The organism is Nostoc sp. (genome assembly GCF_036917815.1).
GTDB lineage: Bacteria > Cyanobacteriota > Cyanobacteriia > Cyanobacteriales > Nostocaceae > Nostoc.
This window is the reverse complement of the sequence record NZ_JBALEK010000031.1, coordinates 1-14,382: the sequence shown is the minus strand read 5'-3', so window position 1 is coordinate 14,382 and position 14,382 is coordinate 1. Positions and strand designations below refer to the sequence as shown.

Below are 14,382 nucleotides of genomic sequence, written 5' to 3'. Positions count from 1 at the left end.
GCGATCGCTATATTGAATCGGCGGCTCATGGGATTTAAATTTATGGAGTTTGCAACTCCTCTATTATATGCAGCTTCATATTAAATTGGTATAAACTAGATAATGTTAAGTTAGCAGATTCTTTCTTTTGGAACGCCTGAGCTTCATTTAATTGTTTCCCTTGAAGTAGATAATCCTGCGACTTTTTATTATCTTCCCATTCAAGAGCCAAACGTTCGATGCGGTTTTTCTGTATAATTTGGCTGTGATTTTCATCAATCCAACTTTGTAATAGCTGCCAGTGCTGAATCAACGCTTCATGGGCAACTTCTACAGTCTCTTGCTCATCAACACTACGACTTGTTACCACCAATCGCTCATCAGCTAGATATTGCACTAATGACCAATTGTCTTCACTCAATTCTGCTTTAGTTGCCAATCGTCGCGTATCTTCAGTACCTTCACCTGGGCGGACTAATTGCATGAAAATTCGACTTACTTGTTGTTTTTCAGATGTATTTAAATTCCTGTAAATCTGATCTGCGTGACTGGCTAAAGCATGTTGCAATTTAAATGCTGATTAGCTTAACTGCTTGAACGAGATAGCGATCGCCCTTGGGTCAACACCAAAATTGTGGTAAAGGTCGAGGGTGTCAAAAATTGGTTGAATAAAATCACCAAACTCCCCATCTGCAAACACTTCTTTATTGTTGTCCGGTTTGCGAAGGGGGTCAGGGTTCTCTTTTGTGGGGAGTCGCATATAAACGTATTCGCACCTGACCCCATCAAATTTGGTGTCGATAGTAATACCCCAATCTTGAATGTATGCGCCGGTGAGAGTCGCGCCTGTTAAATCAGTTCCATTTAATTGTGTCTGTACTAATTTCGCTCTGGATAAATCTGCATCCTGTAAATTGGCTTGGCTCAAATCTGCACCGATAAAGCTGGCATCTGCGGTAGCCTCACGGTGAGCAACATCACCATCAATGGCAACACAGTAAAGTTCGACAGAGGCGGCGGCATTGCCAACGATGGCAGCCTCACGGTGAACTACAGTACTATTAGTGACAACACAGCAGCCATCGGCGGCGGCATTGAGAACACTGGTAGCCTGAGCAACCTCACGGTGAACTACAGCACCATCAGTGACAATTCGGCAACGGGCGACTGCGGCGGCGGCATTGACAGTGATGCCAACCTCACGGTGAACTACAGCACCATCACTCACAACACAGCAGACATCGGCGGCGGTATTTCAGACATTGGCGACGCCATTGAAAGTTATAAGAGCATTATCACACTGAACTACAGCACCATCAGTGACAATTTGGCAACGGGCGATGGCGGCGGCGGAATTTGGAACCGTAGCAGTCTCATAGTGAACCATAGTACTATCACTGGCAACATAGCATACAAGGTCGGCGGTGGCGGCATTTTAAACAGTGGCAGCCTCACGGTGAACTACAGCACCATTAGTAGCAACCAGGTAAAGGCGGGACAGGGCGGCGGCATTTTCAACGATGGGACTTTCAATGCTGGTAATGTCACATTGAACTACAGCACCATTAGTGACAACACAGCAAAGGGCGAGGGCGGCGGCATTTTCAACACTAACAACTTATTCGGTCTGGTTGATTCCCGTGTAAGCGATGTTACCGTAATAAACAATAGTACCATAAGTGGCAACACAGCACAGGAGGGCGGTGGTATATACAACTATGGCATTCTTCAATTTTCCTCTGTTGATGCACAAGTTTTGGGAACTATTTTTGCGCTGTCCTATGGCAGTCTCATCGTTATCAGTAGCACTATCAGTGACAATCATGCAACCACTGGAGGCGGCATCTATAATAATGGAACTCTATCAGTGAGTCACAGCGCCATTAGTAATAATTATGCCAGGGACTACGGCGGCGGCATCTACAACTCTAGCTCTAACGGAAATGGCAGCAACAATCAATTAGGCTTCGTTACCCTTATTTATAGCAGTATTAGTGGTAATACGGCGGGTCAAGCGGGTGGTGGCATCTACAATAATGCCGACGACGGTGGCGACTATTCTGGCTCTGTTAATATAGATACTCAATTCGTCGCCGACAAAGGCGACTCCATAAAAGGAGTCGTTCCATCTACTCAATTAGGCATCGTTACAGTGAGCAATAGCACCATTAGTGACAATCAGGCACACTTTGGCGGTGGCATTTACAATGATGGCATCCTAACGGTGGGCAACAGCACTATCACGCACAATAAAGCTTTCGGCATCGAACTCAGTTCTGGTAGAGAAGAGTCTGGCAAGGGTGGCGGTATTTACAACTCTAGCTCTAGCTATGCCACGGCCACCGTAGACTACAGCACGATCGCTTGTAACTTTGACACACCCCAAGAGGATTCAACTAAGGTTATCAAGTCTGATGATCTAGTAGGAAAATTCATCACTAAATACCATCATAATCGGATTTGCAACCTCAGTGGCAGTACTTTTTCTTATAATTAACCAGGCGTTGCTAGTAGGGCGGGCACCGAAATAAACAGACTATTTTCTTACCCTGATTGCGCCGAAGCTGATATCTTTGCTGTTGGGCGATCGCCTCATTGAGTTTTCCTCTCAGAATTTTTCTGGTACTAATTGACACAAATCACTTTTTTCTTTGAAGATGATGAAGCGTTGCGTTAGGTTGCTGCTCTTTTCGCCCTGTGCTTTTTAACGTTAAACCCTTGGTTTGGAAATCTGCGGCAGTGCTACGCAGCTTGAAGGGGTTAGACTCAACGGGCTTAGAGAGCAATGCCTAAATATCAACCAATCAAAACCTCGGCAGCACTGTACCCGTTCTGGCATCCTTTTTGGAACGCCAATACGCTTCCCAAGCGATACACCTGCGGGTTTTTTAAGCTCGATTTGATTATCTCTAGTAATTTTTGAAATCTGGCAACTATAGCCTTTTCATCATCCCCATGCCAATCTTCGGGGGTGGTCGCTACACTAAAAAAGCTGTCAATATCTACTACTTCAACAGTTGTGTCTTGAGGATGACTAGTCAGTTGTATGACTTTTTCGGGTGTCGCGGGTGCAGTAGTCTCCCACAAAAATGCTTCTAGGGGATAGTCACTCTCACTCATCATCAGTAAACCATCGGATGCTGTACGAAGCTGGTCTAGGATTTTTGAGTTAGTTTTAGTCATAAGCACTTAAATATTGCGATATCTACTTTCTTTCTTAATTTCGGTAATTCGATAACTATTCAGTGTAGTACCAAATTGTTAATGAAACACTTTGGTAAACAGCAAAAACCAAGTAGAGCTTTGCGTAAAATTTAAGTGAAGAAAGAAAACTTATATTGTTAGAATCTCCATGTATCGTTCTCGTCGTTTTAGACCTTTGTCAAAGTATCTATTTGCTGTTGTCCTCATCCTCACTTTAGTTTTGGGGTTATGGCTAGCTCCAGTCATCGCCCAGACACCAGCCCAAGCCTCAATTGTTTTAGATGGACGGCAGCTTTTTCAAATCAGCAATTCCGGTCAGTATAGCGCTCTTGAGCGGGCAAATTTGATTAATTCGCAGCTGAAAAATGCAGTTAAATTTGACCAACCGATTCAGGTGAAAATTGAGCAACGCAACCAATTACCAACCATTTTGTTAAATAACCGCTATCTGTTGACGGTTACAGAACAAGATCCAGTTTTAGGCAGCACAGCTAATGAGCAGGCAAGTATTTGGTCAGAGCAAATTCAGCAGGCATTACAGCAAGCACAGTTTGAGAGAACTACAACTTATCTCCGGCGAACAACTCTGGTAGCAGTAGGAATTTTGCTGCTGACTGCTATTTTGAGTTGGTTGCTGGGATGGATTAAGCATCACTTATTACAAAAAGCATTGCAACGTTTGACTCCCCCCACTGAGGGTGCATCAGACTCTGGAGGCATCAAAGCATTAGAATTTTTCTTCCAATTGGTGTTGGCGATCGCCCGCATCGGTCTTTGGGTAGGAGTTGTTCTTTACATTACCAATTTATTTTCTTTTACTCGTCAAGAGAGCTACCAGATTACAAATATTCTGGTAACAAGCTTCACGTCGCCGATCTTTGAAGTTGGCAAAAATCCTTACTCGATTACCGAGTTAGTAATTTTGATTGGTCTGTTGTTTGGCTTAGTTATTTTTGCTGGAACTGCAACCAATCTGTTACGTTCTCGCCTGTTGAATTTTGCTGGCATTAATCGCAGCGCTCAAGAAGCGATTGCAATTATTACAAAATATGGGTTGATATTTATTGGTACATTGGTAATATTGCAACTGTGGGGACTTGATATTAGTTCTCTGGCGATCCTTGCCAGTGGCTTAGGTGTTGGTATTGGCTTTGGCTTACAGGATATTGCTAAGAACTTTGGTAGTGGTCTAGTACTAGTTTTTGAGCGTCCGATTGAACTTGGAGACTTTGTAGAAGTTGGCGAATATAAAGGTATTGTTGAGCGGATGGGCGCACGAAGTACTGAGATTCGTACCCTCGACCACGTTTCCATCATTGTACCCAACTCTCGCTTTTTAGAAAAAGAAGTGATTAACTGGAGCCACCGCAACCCCATTTCCCGGATTCATCTTCCCGTTGGTGTTGCCTATGGTTCTGATCCAAAAGCGGTTCAAGCTGCTTTGTTGTCGGCAGCGAAGAAGCATAGTAGTGTGTTAGAGACTCCATCTCCTCTAGTTCTATTTAACGGTCTTGGCGATAGTTCTCTGAATTTTGAGCTATTGGTATGGACTGCGGAACCTAATAAGCAATTTTTGCTCAAGAGTGATTTGTATTACAACATCTACGAAGTGCTTCAGCAACAAAAAATAGAGATTCCTTTTCCGCAAATAGATTTGCATCTGCGTTCTGGCACATTAGGACTTTCGCCACAATTACTCGATCAATTTTCCAACAACGGACAACATATACATCCAACTACGAATGGCGATAACCAAGCTTAAAGTTCTGGTGAGTCACACAATTAAATAATTCTTAGAGGAAAGCAACTTGCGCGACGCCGAATAGCCCGCCGTTAGGCATCGCTCTTGAGGTGCAACTTTGGCTGGCTTGATTTTTAGGAGGGCGAGAGTACGACAAAGTGACACCGTGAGCCTGTCGAACTGCTCAGGGCAACGCAAGTTCTGTTACCACCGCAGGTCTTACCCTGAGCCTGCGCCGTTCGCGGAGCGTCTCTAAGAGTTGGGCATCGCCTCATACACTGTGCCAAATCTCCGGGTAGCAGGTATTTTATTATACGTTATATAATAGAGCCATTATTTTTGAATTTCCTCCAGCCTCCTGCCAACTCTAGTAAGGGAAAAAGTTATATGAAATTAATTAAAAAAATTTTAGCAATCTGTTTTCTATTATTTGGCATTCCCTTTTCTGCTGTGATGATTCTAGAAATTCTCAATCCCAAAACTCCCGCTCAAGAAAAACAAAATGATGTAGCCGCTTTAACTATTCTTACTATTCCGTCAACCATTCTAGGAGGCTGGTTGAGTTGGTCTTTAGTGCAGCAGAATCGAAAACAACAAGCATTACTTGTTGAATCAGAACAACAGCGTCTTCAGCTAGTGTTCTTAGAATTAATTGAGCAAAATGCTGGCAGAATAACAGTATTGCAACTGGCGAAAAATGCTGAAATATCAACCCAGTTAGCTAAACAATATTTAGATGAGAAAGCCAAGGAACTCAATGCTGATTTTGAAGTAAATGATGATGGAAATGTTTTGTATCGGTTCTCTTTGTAAGAGTAGTAAAATTATATCAGTTCCAATCATGACTATTAAAATAATTTGTATATGTTGAAAATTCAGCTTTTATTTTTATCTTTGAGTGCTGCCACTTTAAATTTAATAGTAACAAGTTTACCAGCCAAAGCAATTTGCACTGAGGATTACGGATATAATTCAAATATAGTAATAAAAGCCATAGTAATAAAAGCCATGCAACGACACTGGCAAGATTTGCAGCAACAAAAAATCTATCCTTGGGGAGAAACACGTCCCTACGATAAATTATCTGGTACTTCGATTACCCTAACTCCAGCCTGCCACGCAACACTGTAATATCTCCAGTTTGGACTAGAGCCAATTGATCTCCGGTGCTACCGTGGTGATGACCAACGCTCCAAGCTTGGTATTGCCATGCCTTGATATCTGCACACCCTTCCTGGTTCATAGGATTTTCCCAGTAATATTCTCCTGGGTCACAAGTGCCTAACCAATTACCCGCAAAGCTGGGAACTTGGTTTTTGATTACTAATACACAACGTCGGTCATTCCAGACAAATGGTGCATTACCATTCCATTCTCCCTTGCGGTCTAATCCCCGAAAATAAACGACGTTGATTTCTCCATCATTCCCGTTAGTACTAATATGTTGATTATGTAAGGTGATCCACATCACGGTTCGACTCGGCCAGTCACCGTTGAGTTGAAATCCTGGTATTAAGTCAGTCGGCTTGGTATTGAGCAGGCTAGCAGCAATATGGGGATTTATCCCTGGTTCACTGAGATTTTGAAAATGTTTATAAGCATTTAGCGCCCTGGCAGATTTTGGTCCCCAAAGTCCATCAGGTGAATTCAAAAGCCAAAAATCTTGAAGTCTAGACTGTAATTGCAGTGCCAAAGTCTTGTTTGCAGCGATCGCTTCATCATGTTCGAGTGCTTTGACTGACCCATTGGCTAAACCATAGAGCAAGGAATGAGGATTATCAGTAGATGTAACTGGCATAGAATTGCTGCTTTATTTTCTGATTAGAGTAATACTAATTCTAGCTGCGAGGGCGGTGATGAAATTTACAAAGTTGGGAGGTGCGATGGCGTACCCGCCCGCCTTCTCTACGAGACGCTCCGCGAATGGCATCGCTCTGGTTTTCCTCGAAAAGTATTTTTAAGTGGCGCTGCTCATCAAAACCACTTTATAGCGATCGCTTCTTTGTGGGGCGTAGCTAATCGCCTAAGTCGGGCGCTCTGCGCGAACGACCTCCTGCCTCCTGAATTGGCGTTTTTGTTTGAGATAATTGAGCAATTGAAGTACATAAAGTTCAAATTCAGCGTTTCTTCTATTGGTGGATTGAATGGGGGGAACCGAAAAAGTATCTGGGAAATTGATAACTAAATTACCTAGACTTAATCCTAGAGGTCTTAAATGTCCACCTTTGAATTCTGCTCGGAAATCTTCTGGGGGTTTTTTAAATATATTAAAGAACCATTGCAACGTAGATTTACCTATATTATCTAACGGAGAATAAACCAAACCTAGCAAATTAAATAAATTACTGTTTTCGATTAAAGCATCCGTTTCTTCAGGGGTTGGTTTGACATTCAAACCAAGACGGATAATAAAATCTGCGAAGATTTTAGGTTTAATTGCGCTGTCAAGTCCAGTATTGACCGGAGCTAAAAATAGAGATCCCTGATTTTTAATAAAGATACTGGCAATTTTTACATCCGACTCAGCAAAATTTCTCTGAACTCTGGCAGAATCTTGATTGACATAGTAGGAAACTAATTTTTTCGCCTGAGAACTTTTACCCTGAAGTTCATTAATTAGATTTTCCAGATCAGTAAAAACACTTTGAACTTTTTTTTCTTGTTTTTCTGGAGATAAATTACCTGATGTTTTTTTGACTACCTCACGGATCAACTCTTTGATTTCGTATACTTCTTTGGGTAAGGCACTAAATGCTTCCAAAAGTGCAATATATTTACAGCCAATACTATGGCCTATCCAATAAAAGTTAGAATCATCTAAGTAAATTTCATATTCATAACCTACTTGTTCTGCCATTCTCACCAATTCCGGCATAAGTGTATATTGTTCTTTGATGAGAAATCCAGCCTCTGCATAGTGGTCAAAAGTAAAGTTGAATGGCAGAATAATTATTGTATAGCCCTGCTTGAATAAACATTCGAGTAGATAGCGATAAAAAAGCATGGGGACAAATGTACCGAAAAAAGCCCCACCGATGAATTGGATTACTCCTTGAGGTTGAGGATGCAGAGCAACCCAACTAAAAGAAACTGGTTGAAATCTCACCTTTAGACTCATAATCTTCCTGATTGAGCAACAGCATAAAATTTTGGTGGCTTTGCTTTAGACACCTTGCGGAGCATTCAGCACCAGATAAACCCGCAAGAGCGATCGATCGCTGTCGGGATACCCCTCTTCTGTCACTCTCCGGGAGGGCGATCGCTAGAAGCCTTATGAGGCAATCAATACAAGCTATACTATTAGAAAAAAATAGGTCTTGTATTTGTTATTAAAAAAGAATCGCGCGATCGCTTGCTATACAAAAGCTCTAGATGTTAGAAAAGGCAAATGTTTTCGGAGAGTGACAGAAGAGGGATACAGCACTTCCGGCAGCTATGAGGTACATCCTAAAAGCTGAAAGCAATGATAGGAGAGGGGCAAGGAGAAAACTATATTGCATAATAGCCGGAAGCGCTGTAAGCGTAGTTAATCGACATTGAGGAGGTAGCGTCTTTTAGTCACTAGAGAGAAAAGTTGTTCCTCCTTGAGTAACAAGAAAAAATTGTGTACGCTCCTCAGTTAACAACAAACTTATTGCCATTACCAATTCAGAAAAGCTTCCAGCAAGCGTACCTACTGCTGAGGAGGGCATCGCATTACCAATAAGGGAGAACCAAAGTTCCTACAAATAACCACGGCCATTTCAGCCTGAACCAAATACCGATGCCAATTAGTAGGACAAACAGATTAACTACAATCGTGATAATTGGCGGGCCGCTCAAGTTGGCAACATGATAGCGCAGGATTCCCGCAAACTCTATTGGAACTAGTTCCAGCCCTATATAGTGGGTGGCAACATCGATGGCAGCGAGTCCCAATGCAATTACCCAAGATAAAACCCGCACTATTTTATTAGCCCAACTAGCTGCGGCGCGGTAAGCGAGTTCAACACCAATCACAATGAATAGCGGTACAACTAAATAATGTAATAGAAAGCGCAGCATACTGAGAGTTTTCAAAAGCTCTCCTTCACCAATCAAACTTCCTATTGAAAGAATGAGATTGTCATAGCTAATGCTCACTAGCACTATAGGCAACACAATCATTGCGAGGCTGGTTGATTGCTGCCACAGACGAATTGCCCAGCCTATTAATACCCATTCGCTCAAGGCAAGACTTAAATGTGTTAAGGGATAAATTATTGACATAAGTAATGTAGTCACATCGCTCTATCTATTCCAAGCACAAATATTGAGTGCTGAATTTGATGCAGCTAATTTGTGCTTGGTATAAAAGTTAGCTCAATTTATTCACCAGACTTGTGGCTGTAATTCCGGTTAAAAATGGTGTCTAAAAATCATCCGATAAAACAACTGTTAGCTTGGTGTTAAGTTTTGGTGCAAAACCACTTCCTTCAGCTACATAAGTAATCGCTCCTCCTGCTTCTAAAACAGCAGGGCCACCACAGGCTTTAATTAAATCAACACCGTTCTTCACCTGAATATCTTGACAACCAAATTCAAGTCCATTTGGGCTAGTAATTTTAATCTTATTGATTGTTCCAGTTTCACCAGCAGCTAAGGAAAGTTTAGCAGAGCGAATAACTGTTGTAGCTGGTAAAGGGGTAGTTGTTGTGTTGATACTGAACTTCCCTCCGGTGATTGGAGCTTTTTCGGTGATAATTAAGGTAGCAAAGGTACTTGGCGCTGCGATCGCCCCTGTAGTGAAACAGAATATAATAAATGACAGGGCAAATGCCAAAATCTTTGCTGGATTTCTGAACATCTTCAATGAATTCATGATGATTCTCCTTGTTTAACTTTTACAAATTCTCTGGATATACACTCAATAGTCTTATCTGCTGATTTTTCGCTATTTATGCAGATTTTAGAGAAATCATCGGTTTGATCTATGTCAATCCCTCAAATCCCAACATTTTGGTTGTCTCGGCTCAATACCTAAACCGTTCACAGAAACTTGAAAGCAAGATCAGTACCCTTGCTGTATCAGTGTTTAGCAGCGATAAAATAGATAGAGAAAAATGCCCTCTGTACAAGAGTTTGATGACTAGTATGACTAGCGACATTTTTGGTTCGGGGGTGCGTAGCTTGCCAACCTAGGCATCGCCCCTTGGACTAACATTTCCTCTCTTCTCTTCTTAGGCTGCGCCAACGAGACGCTATTCGCGAACGCTTGTATTCTGCACAGATGCTAGGGCGATGTCTGCTACATTTCCTCTCTTGTATTTTGGGCGATCGCTGGAATGTTTTTTCATCACATCAACTTCTTGCCATTGTTCCGTGTCATTGCTTTCCCATTTTCAAAGAGGAAAGGAGCGATCGCGCCGATTCCAACTCTGATGAGTGCAGTTCACTAATTCTCAGGTGGCGGTGAGTGTTTCTCAATTTTTTCTGGTGAACCTATCATCCGGCAGTGCCAGTCACCAAAAGTATTTCGGAAACAGATGCCGTTGTTGTTAGGAAAATGAGAGACGGTACAGTTTTTTCCAATCGGATAAATGCGCTTAATGTCATAGCAAATATAATTAGTGAAGCTTCCCCTGATATCATATATGGGTTGTTCTGTATCGATGCTTAAAATAACCCCTTCGTGGTATTTTTTAATGAATTGAAGATCGCTTATGTTGAACGGACGGGAGCGTGGGGCAACCTGAAGACTGAGATCGTTAACAAGCCACAAATAACTGGTGAAATAACCTTCCCCGGCAGTGCCAAACTTCCATTCCTCGTCGCAGAGAAAATACATCTTTGCCTGTTCGACGCTAGGCGCTCCTGTTTTTGGTTCTACCCGCGATGGGCAAGTATGAGGTCTACGTGCCGTTCCATACGGAATAGTTTGAGCAGTTAGTACAGTAGGCGTTAAAACCGCAAGCAGTGTATAGCCTATAATTCTCAGAGTAAACTTTAATTTCACGTTGATTTCACTATCAAGTAAAAATAATCATAGCAGTCGAAGCAAACCTGAGAATCATTACTGACCTCCATCGCGCACTCTTCAACAATTTTGAGAAGCTGACACCACTGTGGGGCGGCTTGTGCCAATTACTACGAGGAAAAAGCCAAAGAATTGATAGTACAGAAGAATCCAGGGAGTTCAGAAGAATTTGGCGTGACCCTCGGCACCAGTCCCACTGCCAACACTAGAAAGAAAACAGTACCTACTGTTATGGACTCTCCAAACAACTCCATATAATATTATCCACCTTGGGCAATATGTAACATTCATTAATACTAAACAACATAGTTTTATAATTTAAGCCAACATTAAAATGAGGTTAATTTTTATTTAAGCTAGGTACAATCGCTTGCACCAAAGATGCTGCCTAATCCGGCTATAACTCCTACTGAAACCTTTCCAACCGACTATGTTTTGCTTTAGTAGATTTGTAAATTTGTATCTTATGTATACTTTTGAAAGCCTTGCTTCATGATTGACTGAAAAGTGTCTAGTAAAATTTTTCAACTCTCAAAAGGAGTTTTTTATGAGCCAATTTACCAAAGCAACAGGATTTCTCAATCATCATCGTTTCAAACATTCTCTGGGCGCACCACTAATTCGAGTAGTTGGGAAGATTGAAAAATTGTTTCCGGCTCCAGAAAATCATCATGGTGCGAATCACCAACACTTAATTTTAAGCAATATTCAGGTAGAGCATACAGAGGGATTTCCAGAAGGACTGGAAGTGAGCAATGAAATTTTTGTGGCTATTCGCTTCGGCGATAATGAAGGGTTAGTAGATCCAGTACCATTCATCGCAGGAGAACTAGCACGGTTACAGGGTGAATACATAGACGCATCTATTGCCTATGCGACAGAAGATAATCCCGGTTTGTCTGTACTGCATTTTACTCATCATCCAGTGGGTTTTGTAGAATTTCCCATTCGTAGTCAAGATTCACACGGGCTAATTTACACCTAAATAAGTTGCAGTTGCGTCTAGGAAGTAAATTTTCTAGAGGCAACTGCAATAGAGGATTAATCTTTTGTAACTAAAGGCTGATAATCTGCATGAAATCATCTCATCTTCTATTATTAGTAAGTTTATGCTTAAGCTTATTATTGTTGGTCATACCTTTACGAGCAGAGGAGGAACAAGGCAAACCCAAAGGATATGCTTTCATGAGCAATAACACCAACCAACAGGTGTTGGGAGCGGGTAATACTGAAGCGATTAGGCTTGCTGAAAAATCCCCGTTAGTGCAGTCAGCGAAAATTTTTTTGGTAAACCAGACAGAGAAAATAAAAGATGCCAAACTGAGAAAAGCCACACTTGATGCAATTGATAATCCCACAACCTGTATCATGCATAGATCCGGATTAACTGGTAGCAAAAAGCAGGAGATTGTACAGCAATTGCTCAAAGTCGGCTTGGTAGATGCTGCGGACGATATGAGTTTTCCAGGTGGACTAATAGCTGGAATTTTCCCACCAGTTAGCAATGATGGTAGTGTCTGCCCCCAACTTCCCCAATCTTTTTTCTCTGCACCTGGAAGTGGAAATAACAGTCACCATGCTTATCCCGGAGGACTACCAATACATGAAGCATTTAATAACATTAGTAATTTGAGCTTTGCGACTAACTATCGGCTAATATATGGTCAAACAAACAGTAATGGTTTACCAATTGTCAATCCAGATAGTGAAAGCAAAGTAGATTCAGGCATTTATATCAATAACGACCTATTAATTGCAGCACCAATCTGGCATGACTGGGCTAAATCAATAGTTTTTCAGTGGAATGCTTCAGGCACTGAGTTTCAGGAGTTGAACTTCGGTGGGAATGGTAAAACAGACAATTATGGTGCGTCGGGCGATTCTAGAACTGGTGGTCATCACATCATCAGTTTGGCAGAGACGATGAAGCGAAAGTTATCCCCAGAGTTTGTGATTACTCAAGCTTGCGCTCACTCATCTCCCACTCTCGGTAACGAGTACAAGGTAGTTAACTGGTTACGTGCGGCTGCAATTATTGCTGGAATTGACCCTGTAGCCCAAGGTTACTTATTCATGGATAAGCAACACAAAATGCGTCTGCCGATAGTCCGTAAGCTTGGCAGCTTCGCGCTCACTACAAATTCTTCACTTACTAACTTTCTGGCTGAGTATGCCTTGCATAACCTGTCAGATGCCGATTTTGTTTTATCAATTCCGGCTGTTACTACTGTTCAAGAGCAATTGAGAGCGATCGCTCCCCAGTTCGGCTACAATCCTACGGATACAAAATACATATTACAATTTCGCAATCCTGTGCTAAGTTACTTGTCTGCCGAACGGTTGCTAATTATTTATAGCAATCATGGAGTTGATGGTGTGATTACAGAAATCAGGAAGCTCAGTCAGAAAAAGATTATCTAGCTCGACTAAAATTTGGGAGTTCTGGCATAAAGCAATAAACAGTAAAAAGCGATCGCCCGCCATGTACTAACGACATTATCAATATTTGGATATCTAGGTTTCCTAGAAGCAGAGTTTAGCAGACAGTGGGGGTGTCATTGTACCCACTTTACTGCTTTCACAAAAAACTCCAAAAACCACCGATGCGATGCCTGCGGCGGGCGGGTACGCCATCGCTCTCCCAATCAAGCGAGGAAAAGGGAAAGCGATACCTGCGGTTTTTGCTAGCCTACGCTCCTCAGAATTTACCAACCGTTTAGAGATGGCATTAGGAAAAGTGGCGACCAAAGTAATTTGATGTGCGATCGCCTCGCACCTCATTCAAGCGAGGAAAAGTTAAGGATGCGTAGCTTGCCGCCGTAGCCATCGCCCTCAATCAAGCGAGGAAAAAATAGCATCAGGGAAGATGAATCTGAGGACAATATCATCACCTTCTGAGTAGAATAAGCGATCGCTTCGTTGGTAGCAGGGGCAGTGATCGCACTTCTAAGACTCCAGCCCCTATTTCTTGGTAGGGTCGAGGTGTGCATTACTGCATCACCCCTCCCATTCGGAACCGTGCTTGCGACTTTCACCGCACACGGCTACTCAGTGTGTTGTCCATTTGTCATGTCGGACTTCCTGACAGCATGACCTATGAAATTAGGAATATCATGTATCCACTCCCAGTTAGATTTATTCCAAAATTGAGAAAGTTTCTCTCGGAATTTTGAGTGGTCTTTCTTCCTAATTTCTTTTAAGTCAAGTGCGGTCTTTTCGTCGTGACAATGCCGATGTAATAATTGCAGATTTTTATACTCATCCTTGCCTCTTAATGCTCTGGGGATTTTGTGGTCTACTTCTAAAACATCCCATTCTTGGAAGCTTGAACCGCACCAAGGACATTTACCCTTTTGAAGTTTTAGCAACTTATACCAATTTAATATGAAGCTGCATATAATAGAGGAGTTGCAAACTCCATAAATTTAAATCCCATGAGCCGCCGATTCAATATAGCGATCGC

The 14,382-nt window shown here is 42.1% G+C and carries 17 protein-coding genes; 7 read left to right on the top strand and 10 right to left on the bottom strand.

What is annotated here, in order from left to right:
- Positions 1–40: 40 nt before the first annotated feature.
- On the bottom strand, positions 41–547 hold the full coding sequence (locus tag V7K97_RS08215; protein WP_334800367.1) for an nSTAND1 domain-containing NTPase: 507 nt from the start codon (positions 545–547) through the stop codon (positions 41–43).
- A gap of 12 nt (positions 548–559) precedes the next feature.
- Positions 560–1,207 (bottom strand): pentapeptide repeat-containing protein, encoded by a 648-nt coding sequence (locus tag V7K97_RS08210; RefSeq protein WP_334800365.1) that lies wholly within the window; start codon positions 1,205–1,207, stop codon positions 560–562.
- On the opposite strand from V7K97_RS08210, the gene V7K97_RS08205 reads away from it, so the two are divergent.
- The gene (locus tag V7K97_RS08205) at positions 1,184–2,476 is read left to right on the top strand and encodes a hypothetical protein (RefSeq protein ID WP_334800364.1); all 1,293 of its coding nucleotides are present in this window, start codon (positions 1,184–1,186) and stop codon (positions 2,474–2,476) included. The genes V7K97_RS08210 and V7K97_RS08205 overlap by 24 nt on opposite strands.
- Positions 2,477–2,775: 299 nt before the next feature.
- Here V7K97_RS08205 and V7K97_RS08200 read toward each other — a convergent pair whose 3' ends face one another.
- The gene (locus V7K97_RS08200) at positions 2,776–3,162 is read right to left on the bottom strand and encodes a nuclease A inhibitor family protein (RefSeq protein WP_334800362.1); all 387 of its coding nucleotides are present in this window, start codon (positions 3,160–3,162) and stop codon (positions 2,776–2,778) included.
- Positions 3,163–3,331: 169 nt separating this feature from the next.
- Between V7K97_RS08200 and V7K97_RS08195 the strand changes: the two genes are divergently transcribed.
- The 3 genes from V7K97_RS08195 to V7K97_RS08185 all read left to right on the top strand — a co-directional run bounded on the left by V7K97_RS08195 (position 3,332) and on the right by V7K97_RS08185 (position 6,055).
- Positions 3,332–4,945 carry a mechanosensitive ion channel family protein gene (locus V7K97_RS08195; protein WP_334800361.1) on the top strand — a complete coding sequence of 538 codons (1,614 nt, stop codon included), beginning with the start codon at positions 3,332–3,334 and terminating at the stop codon, positions 4,943–4,945.
- A gap of 366 nt (positions 4,946–5,311) precedes the next feature.
- Positions 5,312–5,737, top strand: coding sequence for a hypothetical protein (locus V7K97_RS08190; RefSeq protein ID WP_334800360.1), 426 nt, complete (start codon positions 5,312–5,314; stop codon positions 5,735–5,737).
- 51 nt (positions 5,738–5,788) lie between these two features.
- Positions 5,789–6,055, top strand: coding sequence for a hypothetical protein (locus V7K97_RS08185; protein ID WP_334800359.1), 267 nt, complete (start codon positions 5,789–5,791; stop codon positions 6,053–6,055).
- Here V7K97_RS08185 and V7K97_RS08180 read toward each other — a convergent pair.
- The 5 genes from V7K97_RS08180 to V7K97_RS08160 form a co-directional block, all read right to left on the bottom strand.
- Positions 6,021–6,722: a hypothetical protein gene (locus V7K97_RS08180; RefSeq protein ID WP_334800358.1), complete on the bottom strand. Its 702-nt coding sequence runs from the start codon at positions 6,720–6,722 to the stop codon at positions 6,021–6,023. The genes V7K97_RS08185 and V7K97_RS08180 overlap by 35 nt on opposite strands.
- 225 nt (positions 6,723–6,947) lie before the next feature.
- On the bottom strand, positions 6,948–8,042 hold the full coding sequence (locus V7K97_RS08175; RefSeq protein WP_334800357.1) for a DUF1350 family protein: 1,095 nt from the start codon (positions 8,040–8,042) through the stop codon (positions 6,948–6,950).
- Positions 8,043–8,620: 578 nt separating this feature from the next.
- Entirely contained in the window at positions 8,621–9,187 is a 567-nt protein-coding gene (locus tag V7K97_RS08170; RefSeq protein WP_334800356.1) for a hypothetical protein, read from the bottom strand.
- Between the two features lie 127 nt (positions 9,188–9,314).
- A complete protein-coding gene (locus V7K97_RS08165; RefSeq protein WP_334800355.1) occupies positions 9,315–9,764 on the bottom strand; it encodes a hypothetical protein in 450 nt (149 codons plus the stop codon).
- A gap of 573 nt (positions 9,765–10,337) precedes the next feature.
- Positions 10,338–10,898 (bottom strand): hypothetical protein, encoded by a 561-nt coding sequence (locus V7K97_RS08160; protein WP_334800354.1) that lies wholly within the window; start codon positions 10,896–10,898, stop codon positions 10,338–10,340.
- A 568-nt stretch (positions 10,899–11,466) separates the two neighbouring features.
- Here V7K97_RS08160 and V7K97_RS08155 point away from each other — a divergent pair.
- The 3 genes from V7K97_RS08155 (at position 11,467) to V7K97_RS08145 (ending at position 13,677) form a co-directional block, all read left to right on the top strand.
- Positions 11,467–11,904 (top strand): hypothetical protein, encoded by a 438-nt coding sequence (locus tag V7K97_RS08155; RefSeq protein WP_334800352.1) that lies wholly within the window; start codon positions 11,467–11,469, stop codon positions 11,902–11,904.
- An 89-nt stretch (positions 11,905–11,993) separates the two neighbouring features.
- Complete coding sequence (locus V7K97_RS08150; protein WP_334800351.1) at positions 11,994–13,340, top strand: hypothetical protein; 1,347 nt, start codon at positions 11,994–11,996, stop codon at positions 13,338–13,340.
- 187 nt (positions 13,341–13,527) lie between these two features.
- Positions 13,528–13,677, top strand: coding sequence for a hypothetical protein (locus V7K97_RS08145; protein WP_334800350.1), 150 nt, complete (start codon positions 13,528–13,530; stop codon positions 13,675–13,677).
- Positions 13,678–13,696: 19 nt separating this feature from the next.
- Here V7K97_RS08145 and V7K97_RS08140 read toward each other — a convergent pair whose 3' ends face one another.
- Together V7K97_RS08140 and V7K97_RS08135 are read right to left on the bottom strand one after the other, a co-directional pair.
- Positions 13,697–13,909: a hypothetical protein gene (locus V7K97_RS08140; RefSeq protein ID WP_334800348.1), complete on the bottom strand. Its 213-nt coding sequence runs from the start codon at positions 13,907–13,909 to the stop codon at positions 13,697–13,699.
- Positions 13,910–13,963: 54 nt separating this feature from the next.
- The gene (locus V7K97_RS08135; RefSeq protein ID WP_334800346.1) at positions 13,964–14,287 is read right to left on the bottom strand and encodes an HNH endonuclease; all 324 of its coding nucleotides are present in this window, start codon (positions 14,285–14,287) and stop codon (positions 13,964–13,966) included.
- Positions 14,288–14,382: the final 95 nt, after the last annotated feature.

Bases quoted from the DNA above. Each gene is read 5' to 3' on its own strand.
- V7K97_RS08200 (WP_334800362.1), bottom strand. From the start codon at position 3,162: ATGACTAAAACTAACTCAAAAATCCTAGACCAGCTTCGTACAGCATCC.
- V7K97_RS08195 (WP_334800361.1), top strand. From the start codon at position 3,332: ATGTATCGTTCTCGTCGTTTTAGACCTTTGTCAAAGTATCTATTTGCT.
- V7K97_RS08190 (WP_334800360.1), top strand. From the start codon at position 5,312: ATGAAATTAATTAAAAAAATTTTAGCAATCTGTTTTCTATTATTTGGC.
- V7K97_RS08185 (WP_334800359.1), top strand. From the start codon at position 5,789: ATGTTGAAAATTCAGCTTTTATTTTTATCTTTGAGTGCTGCCACTTTA.
- V7K97_RS08180 (WP_334800358.1), bottom strand. From the start codon at position 6,722: ATGCCAGTTACATCTACTGATAATCCTCATTCCTTGCTCTATGGTTTA.
- V7K97_RS08175 (WP_334800357.1), bottom strand. From the start codon at position 8,042: ATGAGTCTAAAGGTGAGATTTCAACCAGTTTCTTTTAGTTGGGTTGCT.
- V7K97_RS08165 (WP_334800355.1), bottom strand. From the start codon at position 9,764: ATGAATTCATTGAAGATGTTCAGAAATCCAGCAAAGATTTTGGCATTT.
- V7K97_RS08155 (WP_334800352.1), top strand. From the start codon at position 11,467: ATGAGCCAATTTACCAAAGCAACAGGATTTCTCAATCATCATCGTTTC.
- V7K97_RS08150 (WP_334800351.1), top strand. From the start codon at position 11,994: ATGAAATCATCTCATCTTCTATTATTAGTAAGTTTATGCTTAAGCTTA.
- V7K97_RS08145 (WP_334800350.1), top strand. From the start codon at position 13,528: ATGCCTGCGGCGGGCGGGTACGCCATCGCTCTCCCAATCAAGCGAGGA.
- V7K97_RS08140 (WP_334800348.1), bottom strand. From the start codon at position 13,909: ATGCACACCTCGACCCTACCAAGAAATAGGGGCTGGAGTCTTAGAAGT.